Origin of the sequence: Streptomyces sp. NBC_00536 (genome assembly GCF_036346295.1) — a bacterium.
Lineage (GTDB): Bacteria > Actinomycetota > Actinomycetes > Streptomycetales > Streptomycetaceae > Streptomyces.
The window spans coordinates 8638850-8664208 of the sequence record NZ_CP107819.1; the positions used below are offsets into that span (position 1 = coordinate 8638850).

General features: G+C 67.5%; 18 protein-coding genes and 2 pseudogenes. 8 read left to right on the forward strand and 12 right to left on the reverse strand.

What is annotated here, in order from left to right:
- The first annotated feature begins 2 nt into the window (after window positions 1-2).
- Entirely contained in the window at window positions 3-1313 is a 1311-nt protein-coding gene (locus tag OHS33_RS37230) for an AlbA family DNA-binding domain-containing protein (protein WP_330334837.1), read from the forward strand.
- Window positions 1314-1926: 613 nt separating this feature from the next.
- Here OHS33_RS37230 and OHS33_RS37235 read toward each other — a convergent pair.
- Window positions 1927-2436, reverse strand: coding sequence for an RICIN domain-containing protein (locus OHS33_RS37235; RefSeq protein WP_330334838.1), 510 nt, complete (start codon window positions 2434-2436; stop codon window positions 1927-1929).
- Between the two features lie 328 nt (window positions 2437-2764).
- On the opposite strand from OHS33_RS37235, the pseudogene OHS33_RS37240 reads away from it, so the two are divergent.
- Window positions 2765-3508 (forward strand): annotated as a pseudogene (locus OHS33_RS37240) (transposase); the annotation flags it as partial.
- 98 nt (window positions 3509-3606) lie between these two features.
- Here OHS33_RS37240 and OHS33_RS37245 read toward each other — a convergent pair.
- Window positions 3607-4107 (reverse strand): hypothetical protein, encoded by a 501-nt coding sequence (locus OHS33_RS37245; protein WP_330334839.1) that lies wholly within the window; start codon window positions 4105-4107, stop codon window positions 3607-3609.
- 435 nt (window positions 4108-4542) lie between these two features.
- On the opposite strand from OHS33_RS37245, the gene OHS33_RS37250 reads away from it, so the two are divergent.
- Window positions 4543-6486 (forward strand): protein kinase domain-containing protein, encoded by a 1944-nt coding sequence (locus OHS33_RS37250; RefSeq protein ID WP_330335343.1) that lies wholly within the window; start codon window positions 4543-4545, stop codon window positions 6484-6486.
- Between the two features lie 201 nt (window positions 6487-6687).
- Here OHS33_RS37250 and OHS33_RS37255 read toward each other — a convergent pair whose 3' ends face one another.
- Window positions 6688-6888, reverse strand: coding sequence for a hypothetical protein (locus tag OHS33_RS37255; RefSeq protein WP_330334840.1), 201 nt, complete (start codon window positions 6886-6888; stop codon window positions 6688-6690).
- Between the two features lie 264 nt (window positions 6889-7152).
- Here OHS33_RS37255 and OHS33_RS37260 point away from each other — a divergent pair, with 264 nt between their 5' ends.
- Window positions 7153-7485: a GreA/GreB family elongation factor gene (locus tag OHS33_RS37260; RefSeq protein WP_330334841.1), complete on the forward strand. Its 333-nt coding sequence runs from the start codon at window positions 7153-7155 to the stop codon at window positions 7483-7485.
- 197 nt (window positions 7486-7682) lie between these two features.
- A complete protein-coding gene (locus OHS33_RS37265) occupies window positions 7683-8078 on the forward strand; it encodes a hypothetical protein (RefSeq protein WP_330334842.1) in 396 nt (131 codons plus the stop codon).
- Between the two features lie 229 nt (window positions 8079-8307).
- On the opposite strand, the gene OHS33_RS37270 is transcribed toward OHS33_RS37265, so the two are convergent.
- From OHS33_RS37270 to OHS33_RS37285, 4 genes and pseudogenes are all read right to left on the reverse strand, one after another.
- Complete coding sequence (locus tag OHS33_RS37270) at window positions 8308-9162, reverse strand: IS5 family transposase (RefSeq protein ID WP_330334843.1); 855 nt, start codon at window positions 9160-9162, stop codon at window positions 8308-8310.
- 59 nt (window positions 9163-9221) lie between these two features.
- Window positions 9222-9650 carry a RacP protein gene (locus OHS33_RS37275; RefSeq protein WP_330334844.1) on the reverse strand — a complete coding sequence of 143 codons (429 nt, stop codon included), beginning with the start codon at window positions 9648-9650 and terminating at the stop codon, window positions 9222-9224.
- Between the two features lie 4 nt (window positions 9651-9654).
- A pseudogene (locus tag OHS33_RS37280) lies at window positions 9655-9741 on the reverse strand (DUF6192 family protein); the annotation flags it as partial.
- Between the two features lie 139 nt (window positions 9742-9880).
- A protein-coding gene (locus OHS33_RS37285; RefSeq protein ID WP_443065222.1) for an IS3 family transposase occupies window positions 9881-11043 on the reverse strand; the annotation gives its coding sequence in 2 pieces (ribosomal slippage) (window positions 9881-10756 and window positions 10759-11043; 1161 coding nt in all).
- An 897-nt stretch (window positions 11044-11940) separates the two neighbouring features.
- Between OHS33_RS37285 and OHS33_RS37290 the strand changes: the two genes are divergently transcribed.
- A complete protein-coding gene (locus tag OHS33_RS37290; RefSeq protein WP_330334845.1) occupies window positions 11941-12093 on the forward strand; it encodes a hypothetical protein in 153 nt (50 codons plus the stop codon).
- Between the two features lie 640 nt (window positions 12094-12733).
- Window positions 12734-13603 (forward strand): DUF6414 family protein, encoded by an 870-nt coding sequence (locus tag OHS33_RS37295; RefSeq protein WP_330328284.1) that lies wholly within the window; start codon window positions 12734-12736, stop codon window positions 13601-13603.
- Window positions 13604-13714: 111 nt separating this feature from the next.
- Here OHS33_RS37295 and OHS33_RS37300 read toward each other — a convergent pair whose 3' ends face one another.
- The 4 genes from OHS33_RS37300 to OHS33_RS37315 form a co-directional block, all read right to left on the reverse strand.
- Window positions 13715-14839, reverse strand: a complete 1125-nt coding sequence (locus tag OHS33_RS37300) for a TniB family NTP-binding protein (protein ID WP_330328283.1) — start codon at window positions 14837-14839, stop codon at window positions 13715-13717.
- A gap of 88 nt (window positions 14840-14927) precedes the next feature.
- Window positions 14928-17303 carry a transposase gene (locus OHS33_RS37305; RefSeq protein ID WP_330328282.1) on the reverse strand — a complete coding sequence of 792 codons (2376 nt, stop codon included), beginning with the start codon at window positions 17301-17303 and terminating at the stop codon, window positions 14928-14930.
- Between the two features lie 10 nt (window positions 17304-17313).
- On the reverse strand, window positions 17314-18075 hold the full coding sequence (locus tag OHS33_RS37310; protein WP_330328281.1) for a TnsA-like heteromeric transposase endonuclease subunit: 762 nt from the start codon (window positions 18073-18075) through the stop codon (window positions 17314-17316).
- 125 nt (window positions 18076-18200) lie between these two features.
- Entirely contained in the window at window positions 18201-19322 is a 1122-nt protein-coding gene (locus OHS33_RS37315; RefSeq protein ID WP_330328280.1) for a TniQ family protein, read from the reverse strand.
- Between the two features lie 202 nt (window positions 19323-19524).
- Between OHS33_RS37315 and OHS33_RS37320 the strand changes: the two genes are divergently transcribed.
- Complete coding sequence (locus tag OHS33_RS37320) at window positions 19525-21840, forward strand: DEAD/DEAH box helicase (protein WP_330328279.1); 2316 nt, start codon at window positions 19525-19527, stop codon at window positions 21838-21840.
- A 187-nt stretch (window positions 21841-22027) separates the two neighbouring features.
- Here OHS33_RS37320 and OHS33_RS37325 read toward each other — a convergent pair whose 3' ends face one another.
- Entirely contained in the window at window positions 22028-24562 is a 2535-nt protein-coding gene (locus OHS33_RS37325) for a DEAD/DEAH box helicase (protein WP_330328278.1), read from the reverse strand.
- Window positions 24563-25359 lie beyond the last annotated feature (797 nt).

Consider the following 25359-nt stretch of genomic DNA (forward strand, 5'->3'; position numbering starts at 1 on the left):
GTATGACATCTGCGGCCTCGCTGTTCGCCTGCCGTCCTGCGGACGTGACCCTGGAGCGGGTTCGCGAGCTGGTTGCCATAGGCCAGCCCGAGAGCCTGACCCTGGAGTACAAGGAGAAATACACCCCCAGGGTTCCGACCTCGGTCGCGGCGATGGCCAACAGCTACGGCGGCCTCATCCTGGTGGGCGTCACTGAGCGCAGCGTCGACGACCGGATCATCGGCGTGCCCGAGGATGCGATCGTCCAGATCGTCAACGGCTGCCATCAGACGCTGGAGCCACCATGGGAGCCGGAGATCATCCCGGTCCCCCTGCCTGAGACCGACGGTCGGATGATCCTCGTCGTCCGCGTGGACCCGGCGAAGGCGTCACGCCCGCTTCTGGTCCAAGGTGCCGCCCCGATCCGGCTGCACGGACGCAACGCGGTAGCAGACCGGGCAGGCCTCGCACGGCTGATCAACGAAGCCGCGCCCCAGGCTGTGGCTGCCGGACTGCGGTTGCCGCTGGCCGACCTGCCCACGGACGAACATATGAAGCCGAGCGTCGACTTCCTCGTGCGTACAGGGATGTTCGTTCCGGTGGACGCATCGGCCACCTGGCGCCCGCTGTCGGAGCGCGGCGTGCAGGCATTCGCCGACGCGCTGAACAACTCTCCGCTGCACCAGGCCTTGTTCCGCTGGTGCGCATCGATCGGTGACGGCGGCATGAACCCTTTCCACCGCTCGGGCCTCAACCGGGCCCGCAAGATCCGGCTGCTGTGGCAGGGCGGCCCGGGCGGAGCGCCGGCCTTCCCGCTACAGGCCGTGGCCAGGATCGACCTGCCAGATGCCTATGGGGCTGCCGTCTCGCATGTGCAGGTCTCCTTGCAAGTCGTCGCGCGCTTCCGGCACACTTTCGGCCGCGTGGCGCCCCTGTCCGTCGCCCGCCTGCACGAGCTGGTCGACGCCCTGACGGCCACGCTGGTCGATGACAAGGTCACCGGAGTTCTCGCCGCTCTGGCGGGTGTAGACCCTCTCGTGATGCCGCAGCCGCTCGGTCTGGACTTCCTCAGCAGCACGGACATGCCGGACTTGCTCGCCGGGAACGGACTGACCTCGGTGCCGGATGCTGGCACATCACGAGGGGCCAACCTGCTCGCCGACCCAGGCGTCGACCAGCGCGACCCTGCAGAGCGCCGTGCGCTCGTCGACAGCTGGCTCCAGCAGATCAGCCAGGACGCCGGCCTGCTCGGTATGGAGAAGGTCCTGGAACAACTCCACGGCACCTCCCCTGACGCTCAACCGCGACGTCCTCGCCGCACAGACGTCCTGTAAGGAACGGCGAGGCCGCGCCCAGCCCGACTTCCTCGGAGGCGGGGCGCGGCGCGCGTGGGGAGGCGACTACCGCCGCTGCTCGCCTGTGTGCATGGAGAGCACGCGACGAAAGTGGATCACTGGAGTGGGTCCTCACGGGGCCTTGACGCTCAGGTGATGGTCACCTGTGCTGAACCCTCCCTTCCCCGCGTCGCTTCCGCCTGCTGGGTGACCCTGGGGGGTGACCTCACGCCGTGGTGCTGGGGGGCCGGCGGGGTGAGGCGGGTCAGCGGCTGGTGGGGTCCGTGCCGGTGCCGAGGGGGCGCCGGCGGGAGAGTGAGGCACCGCGGCCCCTTCGGGCCCCGGGGTGACCGGCTCTGCCTGCTCGGCGGGTAGGCGCCCCCGAAGGGGGGGCCGGAGCTGTTTCTGCAGTTTGCATGAGTGGTGGCGTGGTTAGGTGTCCGGATTTCTTTACAAGGGGTCATCTCGTGAGGGCGGAGGTCGCCAGTTTGTTTCGGGCTGGGGAATTCAGGGTGTGGGTGTGCCCCCACCGCTCGGGCTGGTGGGGGCACATGGTGTCGTGCGTTGGTCGGTTGAGGATCAGGGGCTGTTCAGGTCCTGAGCAGCCCATTGGTCAGGAACGGGAGAACCAGAATTCGTCGTTGGCGCCGTTGCAGCTGTACTGGATGGTCTGAGTGCCCTTGGTTGCGTTGGAGCCGACGCCAAGACAGAGGCCGGAGTACACGTTCCTCCATACCCCCGCGCCCACGCCGTTGTTGGGGGTGGTCCACCACCATTTTTCGTCCGAGGCGCCGTTGCAGGTGTACTGGATGATGCCGGTCCCGTTGGTCAGGCTGGATTGGACGCCCATGCACTTGCCGGACCACTCGTTCTTGATGAAATAGGCCTGAGCGCCGTTGCTGTCCGTGGTGGCCTCGTAGTTCCAGCGCATGTCTGCAGCCGGCTGGTTGCAGTCCCACTGGATGACGGGTGCGCCATTGCCGGGCTTGTTTCCTACCCCGATGCACAGCCCGGTGTGGTAGTTGACTAGGTACGAGCCGGTGGCCGCGTTGGCCGTGCCTGCCCCGAGGCTGATTGCCGCTACTGCGCCGGTCACCAGGCCAAGAGCCTTCAGTGCCTTCATGTCCCCACCCCTGTTCATCGTTGACAAAGTGAAGATCATACAGCGGAGTCTGCCCGCGGAGCGGGCCCTCGGCCTGAAGGCGGAGCCGGAAGGCCAGGGCGGGGGAGCGCAGCGGACCCACCCAACGGGCCGAAGGCCCGGACCCCGTGAAACGGGGTCACCTACGCGAGCGAAGTGAGGGGCGCTCCTAGGCCGGCGAAGCCGGCCCGTTTGGTGGAGCGCAGCGGAACCAGAGCAGTCCGAAGCGAAGCGCAGGACCCCGGCCCGAAGGGCCGGCTATGGCTCGGCGCGAAGCGCCGAGCCTGGGCCCGAAGGGCCCCCGGCCGAGCGCAGCATCGCCCGCCCGATCCGGATCGGCCGCGAGGCCTTGCGGTGCTTACGGGCCCGCCGGGGGATCTCCTTCCAGAGGACGAAGACCTGGAAGGAGTCCCCGGATCCGGACTTCGACGCCAAGCTGGAGCGGATCGAGTACGCGATCAACGAGCGGTGCGCGCACGTTCGCCTTCGACGAGTTCGGCCGGCTGGGCATCCGCCCGACAGCCGGCTCCTGGGCTGAGGGAAACCACCCCGACCGGCTGCCGGCCACCTAGCGCCGCACCTACGGAATCACCTACTTCCACGGTGCTGCTCGGTCGGTGACGACCAGATGTGGGGCGTCAACCGGCGCCGCAAGGGCATCGACCACGCCTGGGCGGCCTTGAGAACGATCCGGGCCGCCCGCCCGGACGGCGCCCCGATCTACGTGATCCTCGACAACCTCTCCGCCCACACGAACTGGCGGATGAAGCGGTGGGTGGCCAAGAACAAGGTCGAGCTGTGCTTCACCCCGACCTACGCCTCCTGGGCCAACCCCATCGAAGTCCGCTTCGGGCCGCTACGACAGTTCACCCTCGCCAACTCGAACCGCCCCAACCACACCGCCCAGATCCGGGCCCTGCACGCCTACCTGCGCTGGCGCAACCGAAACGCCCGCCACCCCGACGTCCTCGCAGCACAGCGACGCGTACGCGCCCGCATCCGCAGCGAGAAAGGAATTCGCTGGGGCGGCAGACCACTACAAATGGCAGCCTGACCACCCAGCCCAGCGAACCTTCCCGGTTTACAGCACGAGTCCGATCGCGTGCCTTACGGTGTCTGGGCGGGTAGCCGATGTCGAGGGCGTGATAGCGGTTACGTTCGTGCCCGGTGCCGCTTCGCGTACGACCATGTCACCGCGGTCATCAGGGCCGGGATGGCGAACAGCGGGGCGAATACGAAGCCCCAGACGGTATGTGCCGTACCGCTCGACATGTACGTCTGGCTCTCGACGGTGAAAGCGACCACGAGTTGCCACAGTGTCACCAGGACCAGGATGCCCGAGGCGGTCCAGGCCAGCGGGGCGAGGACTCTGGGGCGCAGCGGCAGCCACCGGTCGCTGACGAGCAGCAGCGGAAACAGGGCCCCCAGCTCGATGAGGACGGAGAGCCCGACGACGTAGGCGATGCCCCAGCCCGGGATGTCGAAGACGTCGCGCAGTACCTGGTCGCTGTAGCCCACGTAGACACCGGACGCCATGGCGATGCGCCACAGGCCGGACGGGACGGCGCACAGCGCGATGGCGTGGGCGGCGCGGCGAGCCCAGACGGGCGCAGGTGCGGAGGCGGCGCGGAGCGGGGTGGTCTCTGTCGTCATGACGTACATGCTGGCCCTGGACACGACAGCCCCGCTTCATCCGCTAGGGCGGACCGTATGCGCCCTGCGGATGAGGGCGCGGCCCGCTGAGGGGAGACCTGAGGAGGGCTCAATCGCCGTACGCGCTGGGTTATCCAACCATTCGGCGGTCGAGGTCATCGCGACCAGTCCGGTGAACGTTCGCGGTCACGGCACTAGGGGGCAGCGATCCGAGCGCCGGATGGACAACGCAGTCGCCGGTCAGACGGTGGAAGCGAGTCGCTCCGCTGACCAGGGCAGCGATTGAGTAACTCGGCTGTACGGAACAGCCAGTGGTGGCATCGTGAGTGTGCACATGTGTGAGCCCGGTGCTGGTTCGCGGCCTGAGCGTGTGGGTCGCTGTCGAGGGGAGGGCGGTTGGCGGGGGAGCGGGTACTGGCCGGTCGGTATGAGTTGGTGCGGTTCGTCGGTCGGGGCGGGATGGGGGAGGTCTGGGAGGCTCACGACCGCGTGATCGAACGCTCTGTGGCCATCAAACTGCTGCCGTACCAGCGCGCCAACAGTGCGGGAATCGAGCTGTTCTTCCGGGAGGCCCGCACTGCCGGTGCGCTGCATCATCCGGGGGTGGTGACGGTTCACGACCTGGGCGAAGACGCGGCGGAGGGATCGCTCTTCCTGGTCATGGAGCTGCTAGACGGCCGGGATCTGGGCAAGCTGCTTCTGCATGAAGGCGTCCCTCCTGTAGAGGTGGCGGTGGAGTGGGGCGCCCAGACCGCTGCGGCACTGGCGGCGGCCCACGACGCCGGAGTCGTACACCGAGATCTGAAGCCAGCCAACCTCATGCTGACGGTCGATGGCCGCCTGGTCATCCTGGACTTCGGAATCGCCCGGTTTGTCGAGACATCTCACAAGTCCAGCCGGGTCATGGGCACCCTCGCCTACATGCCGCCAGAGCGGTTCCAGGAGCAGCCCGGCGACGCCCGCTCCGACCTGTACTCACTCGGCTGCGTCCTAAACGAACTGCTCACAGGTCAGGTGCCATTCCAGGCAAGCGGACCGGTCGCCATGATGAATGCCCACCTGGGCAAGGCCCCCGCGCGGCCTGGTGAATCGCGAAGAGGCGTGCCGCCAGCGCTTGACGATCTCGTCCTGGCCCTGCTCGCCAAGGATCCCCGGGACCGGCCCGCGACCGCCCTCGAAGTCCAACACCGCCTGCAGTCCCTTGCCGCTCCGGGCCCACCTCGGACCGAACCTGACCGGCGATCCGACACGGTGACCCTGGGCGAGCGTTCAGGCAAGCAGGACACGAGTCGGCGACGGTTCATCCAGCTCGGATCGGCTGCCGTCGCCACCGTCGGAGCTGGCATCGGGATCGCCACGGTGGTTTCGAGGCTTCAGGGACGATGGCCCTTCCACGCGTCCGGCGTGGTGTACGGAACTCCGGTCGTTGCTGACGGGGTGGTGTATGTCGGTGACGGCGCCGGCAGTCTCTATGCACTCGACGCCATCAGCTGTGACCGGAAGTGGGTGTCCCACATCAGCGACGGCTTCATGGCGGGGCCCGCATTGGCCGGCGGGAGGCTATATGCGGCCAGCACCGACGGCCGCCTCTACGTAGTCGATGCCGCCACCGGCACCACGCAGTGGACTTACAGCACAGGCGGTGCAATCTTCGATTCAACGCCAGCCGTGGTCAACGGCGTGGTGTACGTCGGCAGCAGGGACCAACGCCTCCACGCGGTCGATGCCGCAAGCGGTGCCAAGAAATGGACTTACTTCATCAACGGTAGCCACGACCCGACCTGTCCGGCTGTTGCCAATGACGTGGTGTTCATCACCGGAGGCTCGCCCGGTACCGGCGTCCACGCAATCAGCGCTGCCAGCGGTGCCAGAAAGTGGGTCAACCACGTCGACGAGCAGCAGCAAATCGAGGCGTCTCCGGCCGTGGCCGACGGTGTGGTCTATGTCGGCGATCGCGAAGGCCGCTTCCTTGCAATCGACGCTGCCAGCGGCGTTAAGAAGTGGGACATTCCTACCGGTGACGACGTGCTTTTCTGCTCGGCCGCCGTGATCGACGGGGCGGCATACGCTTACGGCAGTAACGGAAATCTTTATGCGATAAATGTCGTAACCGGTGCCATGAAATGGACTGCTTCCGTCGGCTACAGCATAGCCTCTTCTTTCACCCCCGCTGTGGTCGGCGGGTTAGTTTTCGGCGGCGGCGGCAGCAAATTCTATGCGATCGACGCCACCACCGGAATCAAGAAATGGACCTTCAGTGGTAGCGATAAGGCTAGATTCTCATCACCCGCCGTGGCAAAAGGCGTGGTGTACGTCGGGGGTGGTGGCGACGGAAATCTCTATGCCCTCGATGTAGACACGGGTAAAGAACTCACCTGACCGCCCGTGGCCTTGAAGAGAGCGTTTGTTCCGCCGGGGACGGTCGCCAGGGGCGCCGCCGGGCGGAGCTGCATCCTCCCTAGTGACCGTCCGGCCGGCGGTGGGTCGAGTGGCGAACTGATCTGCGGCCGAGGCGCAGAGAGCATCAGTACCTGATCCTGATCCATGCATGACAACTGCGGCTGAAGGATGGGGAGTTCGCTACAGGGTGTCGGTCGCGAGGGCGTTGACTCGGTTCTCGTACTCGCGGCGAGCCTTGCGCTGCGCCGGGACTGCCGAGGTCCCCGGGATGCCTTCAAGGGGTTGGCAGAGGTCAAGGAGTCGGCGGTGGATCGCGGTCGCGGCGGTGATGTGCAGGGTTGCGGGGACGCCTTCGCTGCTGTCGAGCGGGTGGTAGTGCATAAGGAGATGACGGTGTCTTACGCGATCTCGTAAGCGCCTGCGGCATCCGCAGCATCCTCAGTATCTTGATCATGTGACAGCAGGTCATCTGCTGGCGGCGGCCCGTCAACCAGGGCTCGCCCGTCCAGAGCGACCGCTCCGGGCGGCAGGAATGCCGGGAATCATCATGCCTACCGAACTGAAGGGCAACGCATCATGGCGACATCGCAAATTACGGCCAAGAGCGCTCAGCTTTTGAGGGACCAACTGGCGTATCTCAAGACCTTGACCGAGACCGACGAGGAGACACGTCGCCTGAGGGAGGGCCGGATCGCTGCCATTGAGACCACGCTGGCGAACGCCCATATCGTCGACCCCAGCACGGTCGCGCCCTCGGACGTTGTGAGCTTCGGGGCTACGGTCACGCTCGTCAACGCCGAGACCGATGAGCAGGTGGTTTACCAGATCGTCGGTCAGGAAGAGGCAGACATCAAGAAGGGAACCATCAGCTACCTCAGCCCGCTGGGGAAGGCACTGCTCGGCAAGAGTGTGGGCGACATGATTGCGGCCCTCCCGGACCCCGCCCAGAAGGAAGTCACGGAGGTTCGATACATCTGACCTCATATCCCGCTGAGCCGGATCCGCTGCGGAGCCGTCGAGCGGCTGGCAGAGGTCGAGGAGTCGGCGGTGGACGGAGAGGGGTGGCGGTGACGCCCAGGGTGTAACCCTGGACCACACGGGATTGCCCTCCCGGTGATGATCTTGTGAAACGCTCTGAACAGGAAGGCAGCGTGCCGTTCCTGTGAGGAGAGATCATGTCCGACGCCACACCCCATCCCGAAGTCACTGACCTCGGCTCGATCCCCGGATCCGGAGAGAGCCTCGCAGCACCTGCTCCGGGCTCGTTCCCCGTCACCGAGATTCACCCGGAGGCCGACAACAGCCTGACCGTGGTCGCGCCCGCCGACGTCAAGGTGGAGGACGTGGGCATGTTCAGCGTCCGGTACAAGGGGCTGGTGCCCACGCTCGTCCTCACCGGCGGAACGATCGTCCCCTCCCTCATCACCGTCGTGGACGGCTTCGGGAACGTCCTGGCGGAGTACGAGGCGCGCCCCGCCCCGACGCGCATCGCGAGCCGACGGCTTCCGGACGACCAGAACGATCTGATCTGTGCCGCCCCCGACTGCAAGCCCCTCAGCCTGACCAAGTAACCCCACCGGCCTGGGGGTACCCGTCGCACAAACCGGATCGGGTGCCCCACCGGTGCCGACCCCCGGCTGGCCGTGGGGCCCCGCACACCCTGGGCACGTTTTAGTTGGCGGCCGACCCGTCCCCACCCTCGTCCAGCTCCGGGGCGTCCGGGTCACGCAGCGGGCGCAGAACGCCAGCGGCCCGAGGGTGTGTGTGGAAGTGCGGTTGGCGGTCGCGGTGGTGACCGCGTCAGTCCCGTGTGTGTTCCCGAGAGACTGGCTGGCTGGCCCGGCGAGACTGCCGACGGGTGATACGCCTGGTCATCAAGGTGATCGCTGCCCAGGTGATCAGCGATTCGGAGTGCTGGACGAGACGCTCGTAATCGCGGGCGTGCCGGCGGGCGTGCATGACCCAGGCGATCGACCTCTCGACCACCCAACGGCGGGGCAGGACGACGAACCCGACCGCGTTCTTCGGCCTGCTGACGGTCTTCACTGTCAGGTCCAGGTACTTCTTCGCCCAGGTCACGAGCTGTCCGGCGTAGGCGGAGTCGGCCCATACGATCGTGATCTCGGGGTGCATGAGCCGCAGCCTGAACAGGACTTCCTTGGCGGCGTCGCGGTCGGTGATGTCGGCCGGGGTGACCATGACGAACAGCGGCAGGCCTTTGGTGTCGACCACGAGGTGCCGCTTCCTGCCGTTGATCTTTTTCGCGGCGTCATAGCCGCGCGAGTCCTTGCCGACGGTCTCGGCGGCCTTGACGGACTGCGAGTCGATGATGGTGGCGACGGCTCCCGGTGAACGCCCCATGTCCCGGCGGACGCGTTTGCGGAGCTGGTCACGGATCTGGCCGATCACTCCAGCGGCGGCCCAGCGGGCCATGGCGTTGTAGCAGGTCCGCCATGGCGGATAGTCCTTGGGCAGGGCCCTCCACTTGCAGCCCGTATCGACGAGGTAGCGAATCGCGTCCACGATCTCGCGCCGCGGGTGCTTCTCCGGCCGTCCGCCGTGAGGGGTCTCGCAGGCCGGGATCGGCAGCAGGGGTTCGATCAGGGCCCACTCGTCGTTGTAGGTGTCCGAGGGGTAGCAGCGGCGCCGGGTCAACTTGTGCTTCCTTCACGAGTGGTGGGGGCCGGCCGCGAAGCGGCCGGCCCCCACCGGGGTTATGCGTCGATGTAGTCGGCGATCACGTCGAGGGTGGACTCGACGGAGTTGAGCTGGGTGTTCAGATGCCTGACCCAGCGGCCCTTGGGCTGCAGGGCCGCGTGCGGGGCGACGACGCCGGTGATGAACCGGCGGATCTCGGTGAGTTTTTCGCGGATGACCGCGACCTCGTAGGCCTGGAGCTCGGCGGGGTCGGAGCAGAACTTGTAGCCGTCCGCCATGGTCCAGATCAGCGGTGGCCAGCCGTGTTCGGTGATGGTGTCCCGCAGGCATGCCAGGCCTGAGCGGGCTTGTGAGGTTGAGAGTTCGCTGGATCTGACCAGCTGCTTGAAGGCCAGCCCAGCAGGCCGTGCCTCGAAGAGCACGAACCGGAGGGTGTCGGCGTGCCGCTGGGCTGCCGGGGACCGGCGCCGTGAGGCGGGCGGCATCCCACTACTCGCCTTGCAGCAGGCGGGCCAGTTCGCCGTCGACGTCGACCCTTCCGGTGTCAACGGCCGTCTCGATCCAGTCGAGCGTCGCTTCTCTGAACTAGCGATCGCTGCTCTGCTGGCCCTTGGGTAAACCGCTGGCAGCTGGGCGTTCGCCGCGTAAGGATGCAGCTATGCGTCATGCCAACACGGGTCTGAGGGTCTGATGCAGGTTTGGGTGACAGGTTCGGTTACGCGGCCTGGAGGGCCGGTGTCGTCATGACGGTCTCGAATTCGACGGGGGTCAGCCGGCCGAGTGCGGCTTGTCTGCGGCGGCGGTGGTAGGTCCTCTCGATCCAGGTGACGATCGCGATCCGCAGTTCCTGGTGGGTGGTCCACGTCCGGCGGTCGAGGACGTTCTTCTGCAGCAGGCTGAAGAAGGACTCCATGGCCGCGTTGTCGCCGGCCGCCCCGACCCTCCCTATCGATCCGGCCATGCGGTGCCGGTCGAGCGCCCGGACGAATTTCCGGGACCGGAACTGCGATCCGCGGTCGCTGTGCAGGATGCATCCGGCGACGTGTTCACGCCGGGCCACGGCGTTGTCCAGGGCGGCGACGGCCAGGCGGGACTTCATGCGCGTGTCGATGGAGTAGCCCACGATCCGCTTGCTGAAGACGTCCTTGATCGCGCAGAGATACAGCTTCCCCTCGCCGGTGGTGTGTTCGGTGATGTCGGTGAGCCACAGCCGGTTCGGGCCGGTCGCGGTGAAGTCGCGGCGAACGAGATCGTCGTGCACCGGTGGGCCGGCCTTCTTGTTCCTGCCACGCTTCTTGCCGAACACGCTCCACCAGCGGTTGTCCCGGCAGATCCGCCACGCGGTCCGGTCGGCCATGCCGGATCCCGCGCGGCGGGCCTCGTCGGCCAGGAAGCGGTAGCCGAACTCCGGGTCCTCACGGTGGGCGTCGAACAACGCGTTCGCGCGAGCGGCCCGCTCGACCTCGGCATCGGTCACCGGCCGCTCCAGCCACCGGTAGTAGGGCGCTCTGGCGAGCTTGAGGACCCGGCACGTCACCGTGACGGGCACCCCGTCCACGGCCAGCTCTTTCACGAGCGGGTAGATCCTTTTCCCGGAAGGTTCGCCTGGGACAGGTAGGCCGCGGCCCGGCGCAAGACCTCGTTCTCCTGCTCCAGCAGCTTGATGCGCCGACGCGCTTCGCGCAGCTCCGCGCTCTCCTGGCTGGTTGTTCCGGGCTTGGCCCCGTCGTCGATGTCCGCCCGGCGCATCCACTTCCACAGCGTCATCGCATGGACTCCGAAGTCGGCGGCCACTTGCTCGACCGTCACGCCCGGGCCGCGGTTCCTCGCGACCCGCACGACATCCTGACGGAACTCTTCCGGATAAGGCTTGGGCACAGCGACATCCTTCCCACCTACCCCACAGGGCAAGCCAGATCAGATGTCACCCGATCGTGCGGCAGACCCGAACGCGTTCAGTCGGGTGTGGGTGGGATGTGGATGAGCACTTCAGTGAGACGGTGGTCGGCTCTGGTCGCTGCGTTGGCGTGGGCCTGCGTTGCTTGCACCGCTGCGGGTGGAGACGCGGCTCGCGTTGATCAGTCGGCGCTTGCGGGCGAGTGGAGTAGTCCAGGCGGCGCTCTTCTTCATTTGCGGGCGGACCGCGGTATGACGGGGGAAAGCCTGACCAGTGCGATGTTGGGAGGCACATCGTGCCCGGACGCTGCAACCGGACGCTGCAACCGGACGCTGGAGCTTCTTCAGCTCGCCGGACGACGCGGGTTCCTCCTTCGCTGACGACGCGCTCACCAGCGGCGACACCGTCTCACTGCGCATCGACGATCCGAAGGACTCCTGTCTTTTGTCGGCTCTGGTCCGGCGGGACGAGCGAGGACTCAATCTCTGCTTGGTAGAAGACCCTGATTCCGACTGTTCCGCCGAAGAACTTCTCCGTCTTGAGTCAGTGCCGGCAGAACGGGCTGCGAAGTGACTCGCCGCCCCTGCCCTTGAAGGAGCACCACAAGATCCCCGACAGAGCCGAATAACGAGAACGTTCACAACCTGTGAGGCTGTGGGTCTATGAGGCGGTCCGTGATGGGTTGTTTCCGGTGTCGGAGGGGTCTTGACCTGCGGTCCCGCAAGTTGGATGAGAGTCCCGCAAATGTATTGAGAATTGCGGTGGGCGTTTGGGGCTGTCTGCGGGCAGTCCCGGCATCCGGTCCGAGTGTCCGCAGACCACGGCCGGTCTGCCCCGGCCGTCGTTGGCGCGGACTATGGCGGACCGGGAGCCGGTCGATGCGGCTGTTGAAGGCGATCGACGAAGCCGCCGACGACGGGTCCGGGCGGGGCGGGGAGCTGTCGGAGTTCGAGTGGATCGTCCTCTACGGCGTCGCCGAACTCCCCGGCCAGGAGTACCCGCCGCCCGGCCACGAATACCCGCGTGTGTGAACCGGACGGCTGATCGGGGCTGCCTGTCTGCAGCTGTGCGTCGATGCAGGTGTCGAGGACGTACCGCGGCTCGGGCGGGGGGCGTCCTGTCTGCCGGGTGACCGGCTGTTGCGGGGTGGGGTGCCGGTGGGGGCTCTCGCTGGTTCACCCGCCTCGTGGAGGGTTGTTCGGGGGCGGGTGATGGTCCGGGATGCATCGGCCCTCGGGCTGAGGGGCCCTATGTGGATTCCTGGGTTTGCTGCTGTCTTTCTAGGTCTCTGATCTGCTGAGGTTGTGGGGATCTCGGGATTGCTGGTGCGCTGTCAGGGGCTATGTGGTTTGGGGGTTCTGGGGGAGGGGTGGCTCTGGCCTGTGGGTGTAGGTGCGGGTGTGGAAAGTTGTGGAGATATCGGGATTCCTATTGCGTGGGGCTGCAGCGCGGACGGGGAGCCTGGGTTGGATCTTGCTGTGCGGGTACGGGGCGTCTGGTTGTCGGTGGGCGTCTCGGCGCTTGATGGTGTCCGCCGTCGCTGGGTGGTGATGGTTGACAGGGGTCGTGGGCGCGGGCCTTGGGCGGTAAGTGGGAGCGCCCGGGGACGGCACGGGCGGGGCCTGGGCTGGAGGAGCGTGTGGTGTCAGTGGGGGATGGGACACTCTGGATATGGCCTTGCGTACACCGATCTACCTGGATACGGATACTCTCTTCGCTGAGGCGGACTACCACGAGATCGATGTGCCGCAGCGCGAGGAGATCGTGGAGAAGACGACCCGGCGGCGTTCGGGCGGGGGCAAGCTCAAGCTCGGTGTGGGAGCGGCGGCCGCCGGTGTCGATGCCTCGCGGGGAAGCGATGTCGAGCGGCAGAGCACCTACAGTCTTGATCCCAGCCTCAAGGCGAAGGTCAGCAGAGTCATCGACACTCTGATCGCGGACGGCGCGGTCAGGACCCGGCCGGGAGCGGACGGTGTTCTGGCCCGGGATGACCTCGTGGAGGTCGAGGGGATCACGAGGATCACGGCTGCGAGTCACTTCGGGAAGCTGTTTTTCATCCTGCGCCGGGTCCTGGAGGACGCGAACCTGGAGGACTTGGGCAACCTGCCTGCCACGCTCAGTGGGACGGACCCCCGTCTTCAGGAGCAGATGAAGCGGGTGTATCTGCACAACGAGCTTCCGCCTGTGCCGGTCCTGCTTGAGCTGGAACGTTCCGGGCTGCCATGCAAGGTGTATGTCAACGTGGACCCGAACCATTTCATTGACGATGCCTCGGCGGATCGTGTCGAGGGCGGTCTGCGAGTGCTCGGTACCGTGTCGCGGATCATCGATGGTTCCCCGGACGGGTATTTGAGCGCGGAGGAGTGGCTCCTGTCGGGCTGGGAGTACATGTTCCGGCGGACGGTCATGACGCAGGTGGACGACGTCTTGGCGGAGCTGCGCAGGGCCTGGGCCGATGTGGGCATTGCTTTGCCGAGCGGCGATGTGAACGCCTACATCAGCGGACCTGCCGTTGTGGTGAATGCCATCGCTTTGTACTGAGCCCGGGTCGTGTGCTGTCCGCTGCGGGATGCTTGTGCGGTTCGGCGTCCGGGGGGACTCGCGGATCGTTGTGTTCGCGTGGCGGCGGCATGCCGGGGGTGGTTGGGCGGGTTACCGGGCCCTGATGTTGATGGCCCTGAGGTCGGCGAGGGTGATGTTCTCCGTTCCCGACACGATCGCCTGGACGGCGGCGGTGCAGATGAGCTGGGACAGGAGCGCGATGTGGCCGTCGGTGATCGCGTGGAGCTGTGTGGCATGGCGGGTGAGTGCGTGGTCGTCGAGCTTGTACAGGCTGAGGTCTTCCTGGAATCCGGCCAGGACCCGGCGGAAGGTCTCCGGATCGTCCTTGTCCAGGGGGAGGGGGAGCATCCACGCGACAGGAAGGCCAGGGGAGCGGTATGCCGCAGTATCCGGCATGCCGCGGGGGGCTTCGGCCGCGCGCAGGGGTGCTGTGTGGACGCGGACCTGGTTGTCGGCGCGGTGGCGGGCCTGGTGGATGCGGGCGTTGGCACCGGTGCCGCAGAAGATCGTGGTGATGCCGAGCTTGTTGCGCAGGTAGTCGAAGTACGGGAGTACGCAGATCAGTTGGTCGGGGGTGGCGGTGTCCAGGCCGTCGACGAGAAGGAGCCGTGTCTGCACAACTTCCAGTACGTAGTTGACCGGTTGGGACAGGTCGGGGTGTTTGCGCCAGTCGAGCAGCTCGGTCTTGTTCTTGGGGGCCGGGTTCAGGCCGAGGAAGCAGGCGATCTCCCAGACCCATGCCGTCTTGGACTCGGCCTCGTCGGGAGCGGTGATGTGCACCACCGGAACGACGTTCGCGTCGTGCCCGCGCTGGCCTTTCTCCACGTCCTGCTGCACCCGTCGGCCCACCGCGCGAAGCAGCGCGCTCTTGCCTGTCCCATGCGGGCCGTCGATCACACGGTCCAGCAGTCCGTCACGGCGCCCGCTGTTGAGGTGGACCGCCTGTGCCACTTCATTGATCACCTTCTCCATTGGGGTGGTGAGGACCATCCGCATGTGCCGGTGGTAGGCGATCCGAGCTGCCCGTACTTCCTCGGAATCCGCCAGGGCGTCAGCGCCAGGGGCCAGGGAGTCGTGCGGGCGGTTGACCTCTTCGCGGACGAACTCGTCCCACCCGCTGCGGTAGAGGAGATTGAGCGGGCGCATCGGGGTGGCGCGCATCTGCATCTGCAGTCGCTGCTCGCGGTTCTTCTGCGACTCCACGGTGGCCTTCATGGTTCCTCTTTCGGGGCGTTCACGTGCAGGGGGCGGCCGTGCCGAGCACTGGTGGGCATGCGGCGCGGGATCGGTGGCGGCGGGGCGGTCAGCTGGGCGTTCCTGTTTCCTCCTCGCCCTCCCACACGTCGGCGTCCCACACGTCTGTGTCTTCCGGTTCTTCCAGGTCCAAGATCTCGCTGGCGTAGCCGAGCGATGCATCCAGGGAGCTGGCTTCCTCCTGATCGCTGTCCGCGGCCCCCTCGGTGGCGAACAGCGCATCCAGCATGGAGAGCGCGTCGGCCCCCGCCCCCTCACCGGTCTCCTTGCCGGACGATGGAGCGGGAACCGAAGAGGTCTGCGAGGCGGGGGAAACGGGCAGGGACGGGTACGGCCTGAGCGTCGACAGGTCGATCACGGGTAGATCGACGTACCGGTCCCCAGGGCTGTGATCGTCGACCTGGAGAGGCAGACCCTGAAACGGCTCGTCGGACGTGCGGCGCTGAGGGGGCGGCTTGCGAGTGCGCCGTCGCCGCTGCTCCAGCGCGAGGGCGATCGCGGCCTCCTCACCTGGATCGCCGCCAGCCCCGGTGTGGCGTTCAGCGGCCTCCTGCCACATGTCCGCTGTCCACTGGCAGGTCAGCAAGGACCGGTGGATGAAGTCGGTCTCGACCCAGCCGTCACGTGTGTGGTCATACAGCCAGGCCCGCTCGGGCCGGTACGGGTTGTACCGGCACTCCCAGCGGCCGTTCTTGCCGGGGCGGCCGGAGGGGCCGCGCAGGAGGATCTCCTCGTAGCGCGCCAGGTCCTTCCGTGTGGGCTGGTAAGTACGGTGGCCGACCGTGAACCCCTCTGTGCTGGGCTTGACCCAGGCTGCCAGGAGGAACTTGCGGCTCTCCCTTGGTGCCAGCGGCAGCGGCCGATAGCCGCAGCGCGCGACCTGTACCGCATACATGTCGTTGGGGGACAGGTGCACCCTGGGCAGGAAGGGGCTGCGCAGGCCCCGGTGGAAGGACTGCTGGTACTCCAACGCGACCCATTCCTGGGCCATGTGCTGCAGCTCGTCGATGGTGTACAGCGCTTTGCGTTCCACTCCCCGGCCGCGGGTGTGATGGCTGCGGCCTTGCCAGCCGTGCGTCACGTGCTGGCTGAATCGGGTGGCCAGGGTAGTGAAGAAGCGCTCCACCAGTGGCTTGTCCGTCGGGGTGCCCTTGCGGGCAGGGCGAAGGGCGATCCGCCGGCGGGCGCACACCTCATGGAAGTGACTGCTCGCATAGGGGCTTCCCTGGTCGTAGACGATCATCTCGGGGTGGATGACCGGGCGTGCCGCGGTCGCCTCGGTGAAGCGGGGGTCGGCGGCCTGGAGGGAGGCGAACGGGAGGCGGGAGAGCGCGGCCGCGGAAAGAGGGTCCCATCCGGGAAGCACCGGCCACGGCGCATAGCACTGCGCCAGCAGCAGCGTCAGATCGACCGCTCGCGTCGCCCGGCCGCCACCGGTTTCGCCCTTCCTCGCCGTCGGAGTGATCATCAGGGCGCACATGGAGCGGGTGGAGACACAGACCAACGTGGTCATTTCCACGCTCACCGGCTTCCCGTCGTCGCCCCGGGCCACGATCCGCAGCGGCGTGGTGTCGATCTGCGTCACTTCGCCCGGCCGTCGGGGGCGCATGAAAGTGCTGCCGTGGGGGAGGGCGGGCTTGGCCGCCCTCGCCGTACGCCGGCGGGTGGTGTCGCGTAGCTGCTCCGCGAGCCCGGTGTCCTTCATACGCACGTAGAAAGTCGTGCGCGGAACCAGCAGGGCCTTCGCCTGGACGGGATCCTTCATTTCGCCGGGGTAGCGAGCCTTCAGAAGCTGGATCACCTTCTCGAAGACGGCGTCCTCGGTCACGTCCGACTTGCGCGCGTAGCTGCTCACCACCTCCTGCATGGCTGCGAGGACCCTGCGGTCGGTGCGGCCTCCCGGAACGCGCCCGCGTTTCTTCGGCAGCAGCACCGCCGCGTTCTCTCCGGCGGCCTTCCAGGCCCGTCGCTTGTCCGCCAGCGTGTGGGCAGAGACGGTGACACCGGCGTCGCCAAGCCGCACCGACATGGCGGCGCACCGCTGGCCCAGATTGGTGGTGCCCGGGTCGAACTCGGGCCGCGCCCGGGCCGCACCCGGAGCGAAGCCGGTATCGATCTCCACCAGGCGCTCATGCCAGATCCGGGCCTGCTCCTGGTCAGCACGAGACAGTCCCTCCAACGCCCCCGGAGCTGTGACCTTGCTGGGAGACATCGGCTCATTCTCGGTGTCGAGCAACGCAAAGTCAGCCGCGCCCGTCAACCATCGGTACAGCACCGCCTGCGGCAGACCGGCGCCAGGGAACGGCTCAAGCGTGACCAAGGGCCCTGCCAACGTGACCACCGTCCAGCGCTCACCCTCCCACCGAACCCGCGTCCCCAGACGCAGGACCGCGACCGTGCCTCGGTCCGCTCCACGCTTTGCCATGGAGTGCTCCTCAGCCGGCCCAGGCGAGTGAATCGGGCAACAGCAGCCGCTGCCAGTCGATGTGCAGCCTTCGCTGCCAGATCATCCGGTACGCCAAGTCCAGCGCGGCCAGTGCAGGCAGACCACTGGCCGCACATCCCTGCCGCAGCCCGATGGGCTGGCCGAAGGCGCCCAGCAGCGCCTCGCGTTCACCTGCTGCTGCCGGGGAGGGGAAGCGGTAGCCGGCCAGCCATCGCAGGTTCTGCGTCTGAAAGGTGGAGGGGTCTGGCACGTGCCTGATCTGCCACCCGGCTGCCTGGGCGACCTCGCCGAGCACGCGCAGCCGGTCGGTGTGCACCGCGGACGGCGCCCCTGCAGGGAACGACAGGAGCAGGACCTGGCGCTCCCCGTCCCGGGTACGGGCTACGAACGGGGGCCGCCACCGCATTGACCGCTGACCGGCTCGCCAGCGCAGTTCCAGTGGCTCGCAGCTGAACGCATCGATGTGCTCGTCGAAGTCCAGCGCGAGCGCGATGTGCCACATGCGTAGCGACCCGCATATCACCGTCCGCCCGTTCGCGAGGGGCCAGTAGGTGATGATGCCTTTGCGGCCCCGGTAGGGCACCGGCTCGCTCACCGGCCCGAACTCTTCCAGCGCCACTTCTCGAAGCCCCGCCGCGTCGCAGACGCGCGCCGGTCCGTACGGTTCGCGGTACCAGGCCACGACATCCCGCTCCAGGCCCCGGACCGTCTCACTCTCCGGCAGGCCGCCGGGACTCTCCACCGCGCTCATGCCGCCCGTTTCCCGCAGAAGTGTCGCGCCGCTGCGCACACCAGACCGCCGGGGAACGCCACTGCCCGTTCCCGTATCCTCCGCGGCATCGCCGCCCGCAGAGGACGCCGTCGCGCCGCCGGGTTTCACATCTCGCATGCGGGCTGTCCCAGTTGCCAGGGGAGGCACGATGCCGCCTGAAGGACCCCGGTGGATTGTGCCGCTCGTGTGTGTCCGGCTGGCAGTCGCAGGTCCGGCACCTGCCGTGGTTCTCCGGCGGCCGGTCCGCCGGCACGACCAGGTCGCACCGGCGGTGCCGTTTCCACGGCAAGCCCGCCGGTGGTGTCCGGCGCCCGGGCGGTGGGGGTGCTGTGTCGTTGCAGCCAGTCCATCAGCGCCAGCCGGCCGACGGGGAAGTCGACGCCCCACCGGTCCATCTCGTCCCGCAGCCTGTCCAGCCATCGCGTACGGGCCTGCCCGTCCCGCCGGTCCGCCTGCTCGAAAGCGGCCAGCCGCTCCGCCAGGGCCGCGGCCTCCGGCATCAGCACGAGCGGCGCGGTAGACACCGCCCGCGCCGTGAGGTCCGCCTCCCGTGCCCGCTGTATCCAGCGTGGGGTGCCGGGGAGGTGTGTCCACCAGTGCACCGTGATCTGGAAGGCGTCGGCGAACAGCTCCCGGCCGGCTGGCCCGTACCGACGCTGGAGGGCTTCCCGCTCCTGGTGCGCCCGTGCCGTCTCCGGCAGCAGTTTCAGCGACAGCCCGCGCTCGCCCCCGGTGCTGTCGTTGTCGGTGAACCGCCCATGTTCCCCGCACACCCGCCAGCGGTCCGCACTGAGCATCCACACCCTCTCCCGCACCCCGCGGTCGGCGGCGCAAGCCCCGCACAGCGGCACCAGGTGACCCTCGCGCACCAGCCACGGCCACTTCCACACCGGTGTGCTTTCGGCCTTGAGCAGGTGCGCGGCCGCCGTGCTGGGCAGGGCCTCCTGCAGCGCCCGCACGGTGCTCCCGGCAAGTACCGCCAGGTACTCAAGTCCCTGCTCGTTGACGTACATCTCGGTGGTGGAGGGATAGGCCCGAACCCGCACCGGATCGGTTGAGGCCTGTCCGAAGCCCACGCGCTCCAGCAGCTCTTCCAGCTGAAGGCCCTGGCCGTGTGCGAGCCGGCCGACGAAACTGCCCGTCGACTCGCCTTCTACCGGCACGACCCGCACCGGCAGCGGCCGGCGAGGGCCGAACCGCCAGGGCACCGCTCCCTGCCCGTTCACCTTTCCCCTCTCCGGAGCTGCCCCGCTGCCGACACCGCTGTCGAGAGCACGGCTGCCTCATGCTGCTCCGCACCGTGCCGCCGAAACCTGCCTGCCCGTCGGATATGCCCGAAAGTGTGAACCGGTCGGCGAAAAGGAAACTGGGCACGGTTTCCTGCGCGGACCATGAGGTTCCAGGCATGCGATCGCAAGGGAGCCACCGGTGCCCGGAACCGTCACCGAAGAACAGCTCGCCACCCCGCTGCGCGGCCACCAGGCCGTCGCCGTCGACAACAGCGTCTCCGCGTTCCTCGACCATCACGCCCGCATCAGCGTCGTGATGGCCACCGGCACCGGCAAAACCCTCGTCGCCCTCCACATCGCCCACCGGATCGCCCCGCACGGCAACGTGGTGCTCTTCGCCCCCAACATCCAACTGCTCTACCAGACCGCGCAGGCCTGGCAGAGTGAAGGCCGCCGGGGCCTCTACCTGATCATCTGCCACGAGGAGGCTGGCAGCACCCTGCCCGCCGGTGTCCTGCGGGTCGGATCATCCGCGGAACTGGCCCACCACGCCGCCAGGGCTGCGGCCTTCGGCCCCCTGAATGTCTTCTGCACCTACCAGTCACAGGAGAAGATCGAAGAGGCCCACCGCGACCACCACCTCGCCCGCTGGGACCTCATCATCTGCGACGAGGCCCACCGTACCGCCGGTGACGGCAACCGGCCCTGGGCCCGTGTCCTTGACGACGCCCTCTTTCCCGCCCGCAGGCGCCTGCACATGACCGCCACACCCCGCGTCCTCGCCCCCGGCACGGACGGGGACACCCTGGGCACCGACGTCATCGCCTCCATGGATGACCCACGCCTGTACGGGCCGGTCGTCTGCCGTCTCTCCCTGGCCGAATCGATCGCCGAAGGCCTTCTGGCCGACTACGAGATCGTCGCCGTCGAAGTCACAGAAGAGGACCTCAGACGAGCCCTGCGCCATCCCGGACGAACCGACGCCACCAGTGAGGGACTGCGCCTGGCAGCCGCACAAGTCGCCCTCCTGCAGGCCCAGCACCTCTACGACCTCAGGCGGACCCTTACCTTCCACACCTACATCGCCGATGCCTCTGTCTTCGCCGAAACCCTCGCCGAGACCGCGCAGTACATGCCCCCGTACATGCGCTGCCGTCTCTCCAGCAACGTGGTCCACAGCAACCTTCGCGCCATCACCCGCCGCACGGCACTCCAGGAGTTCATCGACACCCCCACGCATGGCCCCGCGGGAGAGGATCTTCCGCGCAGAGCGGTGCTCAGCAACTGCAACTGCTTCACCGAGGGCGTCGACATCCCCGCTCTGGACTCCGTCCTGTTCGCCGATCCCAAGAGCAGCCCCGTCCAGATCCTCCAGGCCATCGGCCGAGCCCTTCGCCAGATCCCCGGACAGGGCAAGATCGCCCGCATCATCGTCCCCGTCTACCTCAGCCCGAACCAGAAAATCGAAGACGGAGTCAAAGGCACCAATTTCCACCTGCTGCACCAGATCCTCATCAGCCTCAGCATGTGGGACGAACTCGTCTTCGACCGCGTCATTTTCCACAGTGGCGACCGCACCCAGCGCCCCTACACCCTTGCCCGGCCGCTACGGGCCGACGAACTCATCGGCCTGCTCCGCCCCCGGCACGTGTCCGCTCCCAACCAGATCTGGGACACCGCCTACCAGCACGCCCAGGCCTACTACGACACCCACCACCATCTGAACGTTCCCAGCCGCCACCAGGCTCCGGACGGCTTCTACCTGGGCTGGTGGGTCGGCAGGCAGCGCTCCATGAAACAGCACGGCATGCTCCTGCCACAGCGCGCCCAAGACCTCGAACGCCTCGGCATCCGGTGGGAACACCCGCCCACCAGCATCGAGTTCACTCTCGACATCGCACGCGACTACACCGGCCGCCATGGCCACCTTGCCCCCGCCCGCACCGAAACCCATCACGGGGTCCGTCTGGGTATGTGGCTCTCCCGACGCCGCGCCGAAGCAGACCGCCACACCCTGCCCTACTGCTATCACCGCGCCCTCAACGAGATCTACCCCTGGTGGAACAGCCCTTGGGACCCGGGCGGGCAGTGGCGCCGTACCTACGCGGCCGTCCTCAGTGCCGCACGCCGGAACAAGGTTCCCTTCCCCGACCTCGGTCCCGAACAGGCCACCAACCCCTACAGCCACTGGCTGGCCGATCAGATAGCCGCTCTGCCCCACCTCACCGCCACCCAGCACGAACTCCTCGGCCAGATCCCTCTGCGCCACCCCCTCGCCCACCTGCTGGACCGGCCTCGCGGATACTCGGCCTGGGCCTTCCACAGAGGGCTGCGCGAGGCCTACCTGTTCTGGCGCACCCATCAGCACCTCGCTGTCCCCACCGCCTACCGCGGCGACGATGCGGGCGACCCGCTCCTGCTGCGCCGCTGGCTGTGCGAACGGCGCCGCGATCCCGCCCGGCTCACTTTGCGGCAGATCAACGCTCTGGAGGCCCTGGACATGCGATGGTGCTGATGGCTCCTGTGTTCCCCGGGTGACGCCCCGCGGTGGCGGGCAACGGGGTTCTGGATGCCAGCGTGCTGGGGTTGCGCGGCAGTACGGTCGGCGATGCGGACAGGCCGTTGTTTACAGAACTGCTATTGAGCTACCCCTGCGTCTGGCTGCGGGCCGAGGTCCCCCTGATATCCACCACTGCGCGCGGCTACGCCCACCGCATCCCGGCCTTGGACAGCTGCTCGACGCGTTCCGGTGCGAGGGTGGCGGCCCGGGCGCGTTGGTTGGCGATCCACGCGCCGAGCTTCAGCGCCACGTCTTGTTGCTTCTGGTCCTCGCTGTCGCCGCCGATGGTGATCGTCTCGATGTGCTTGCGGGGCACAGCCAGGTGCCCCTCGCGCTCGAAGAACTGGGTTGCGGCTTCGTAGTGCATCGCCCACTTGTTGGCCTGGCTGGTACGGGGTTTCGGTTTCTTGTTCTCGGTCGCGGGTGTGATGCCGAGGATCTGCGTGCACATCCACTGCTGCACGTTGGTGAGTTGGCTCCATCCGCGCCGGACTGAGGTGACCCACCGGCTGAGGTCCTCGCCCTGGCGCATGACCTTGCTTGCCGCGGTTGGTAGTGCCTGGCCGGTGTTGAGGTGGAGTCGGACGAGGTGGAAGCAGCGCTGCCATGTCACGGGCCAGTCCGGGCACCAGGAGGGGTCGATGTCCTCCAGCTGCTTGCGGCGGTCCTGTGTCATCGTCCAGGCCGATGGCTGGAGGGGCAGTCCCTCGGAGTGCCGCTGCTCGTTCTCCGCCGTTCTGCGGGCGGCGACTCGGGCGTTCTTCAGCCAGATTCCCACTGCCGTGCCCTGGTAGGTGGCGTCTCGCGGGGCCAGGAGGTGGCCGTGTTCGGCGGCCCAGCCGCGTGCGGCGGCCAGGCCTTCTTCCCACGCGACGTCGTGGTGGGACCAGATCATGCCGAGTTTCTCCAGCTGGGTGACGCGCTCGGCGTTCATGTGTCCGCGGGTGTAGCGCTTCCTGGCGTCGGCGGTCCATTGCCCGAGGGGGAAGTTGGCGAGCGAGGCTGGCCAACCGGACGCTTTCGTGTTGTCCGCGTCCGGAACGCGGAAGGTGGATGGGACACGGAGGTTGCCGTGGGTGCGGGCGTAGATGACGGTGGCTTCTACCCCGCGGCGCCAGTGTTCGTGTTCGGGGTTGAGGATGCGCAGGTTGATGAACGCTGCGAGCGCGGCCGGGTCGCGCGGTGTGGAGAACTTCAGCAGGGTTTTGGCGGGGGCGCTGACGCTCCCGGAGCCGCTGCCGGACCCATTGCCGTTCTTGCTGCTGCCGCGTTCGCTGACGGGCTTGTAGCGGCTCGGCGCTTGCTGCTCGGCGAGGGTCTCCACGATCCGGGCGTCGTGGGCTCGGAGTGCTTCGAGGAGTTTGGCGAGTCCGTCGTACGCCCGGCTGGTGAGCATGTTGTCCGCTGTCTCGCCGGGTCCGAGGAGGATCGGCACGACGAGGGAGGCGACTTTCCCTTCGTCGGGCTGCATGCGGAGGGCGCGGCCGAGGGCCTGGACGAGGTCGGGCATGGAGCCGCGGACGTCGGCCCAGTAGACGGAGTCGCAGGTGCGGGTGTCGACGCCTTCCCCGAGGACCTTTACGGAGGACAGGTAGGCCTTCTCCACGGCGGTGCCGTCCGTGGCGGTGCCGTCCGCGAACTCGGCGAGGACGCGGCGCCGGTGGAGTGGCCTGTGCTCGCCGCAGAGCCAGTCCGCCCAGATCGTGGCCGGGTACAGCTTGGGGTCCGTGTCGTTCAGCTGCGCGGTGACGTCGGGGAGGCCTGCGGCGAAGGCTTCGGCCTCTTTGACGACGTGGTGGAAGACGAGCGTTCTGCGGAAGTCCTCTTCTGAGGATGCTTTCACCAGGGCGGTCTGCAGAGCGGCGAGCCGGGCCCCGCGGATCTCCTCGGAGCGGGCTTCGGCGCCCAGGAGTTGTGCGGCCTGGAGCTGGGGGTCGGTGATGTCCACGCATACGACCTGGTAGGGGGCGCAGATTCCCCTGTCGATGGCTTCCGCGAGCGTCAGGGTGAAGCAGCGGCTGCCGAAGGGCCCGTCCGGGTCGTCGTCCATGCTTGCGACCAGCTCGCCCGGCGAGCCGGCCTGTTCCTCGTCCCCGAGCTGCCACATCCGCGGCGTGGCCGTCATGTACAGTCGGCGCAAAGCCGGGATCCGGGTGTTGTCGTGGATCACCGCCCACGGCTTTCCGATCCGCCCGGACGTCCGGTGCGCCTCGTCCACGACGATCAGGTCCCAAGCTGAGAGGCCGGCGTTGTGGGCCTTCTCCAGGGTGCCCAGGCCGAGGGAGGCGTACGTGGCGTAGACGGTGACCTTGTCCAGGCTTCGCGTCCACTCCACCAGCTCGTGCACGTCCGTGGTGTTGGGGAAGGGGACTTCCTCACCGCGTAGCGAGGAGATCCCGATCATGGGTCCTCGACGGCCGCCCTCGCGCCATGCGGCCTCGGTCTGGGCGAGCAGGTCCAGCGAGGGGACGAGGACCAGTACACGGCTGGCATGGAGCTTTTCCGCGCTGTGGATAGCCACCCGGGTCTTTCCCGATCCGGTCGCCATGATCACCTGTGTCCGGAGCCCTCCCTCGGGCGCGTGCGCTCTTGTAGGCGGTTCCAGGGCGCGGAGAACTGCGTCAATGGCTTCTCGCTGAGCGGCCTCGCGCTGGTCGACGCGGTTTGTGATCGGCATTTTGGCCTGTCTCCTCCTGGGTGGGCCGGTCGATTTCGAGGAGGCGGGGACGGTCGACCCGTACGTAAAGGTGATGGGACGTGAGGGCGATGGATGGCCTGGGTACCTGGTCATATTGGCCCCATGAAGAGCCACCAAGGGACTACCCATTGGTGCGGGGCGCAGATGCGCCGATCCACACGATGCGGTGAAATTCGCCCAACTACCGTGCACTACTGGGCCGTGTCCGCATTCGCCGCACACGGGGGACCCGGCCGCTGCACTCGGAGCGCTGCAACGGATCCGTTCCCATATCTATCCTGGCTCTATAATGAATCAGGTGGGGTAGAGCGAAGCCCGGGCCGGTTGGACGGCCTCTCGGGCCTGGAAGAGTCATGGACTGTAGCGGGATCCCAAAACCAACCACGAGCCCTACCGGGGGGACGCACCTGAGTGGGGGATCCAAGGTCCCTGCTCTCGGTTGGCTCTCACTGGCCGTCAGCCGAAGAGAGGCCGCGGCCTTCCCGCTGCTGCCAGCAGGGGACCGCGAAGCGGGCCCCTATGGTCCTGAAGGCGAAGCCGGAAGGACCAGGGTGGGAGCGAAGCGAACACCCCAACAAGCCGAAGGTCTACACCCCGTGAAACGAGGTCAGCTCCCGCGCGAAGCAAGGGAGTTCTCTGGGCCCGCGCAGCGGGCCAGTCCGGATGGAGCGCAGCGGAATCCGGACAGTCCGAAGCGAAGCGTAGGACCCCGGCCCAAAGGGCGGCTCTGCTCCGCGAAGCGGAGCGGTTCTCTCCTGAGCGCGCAGCGCTCAGGT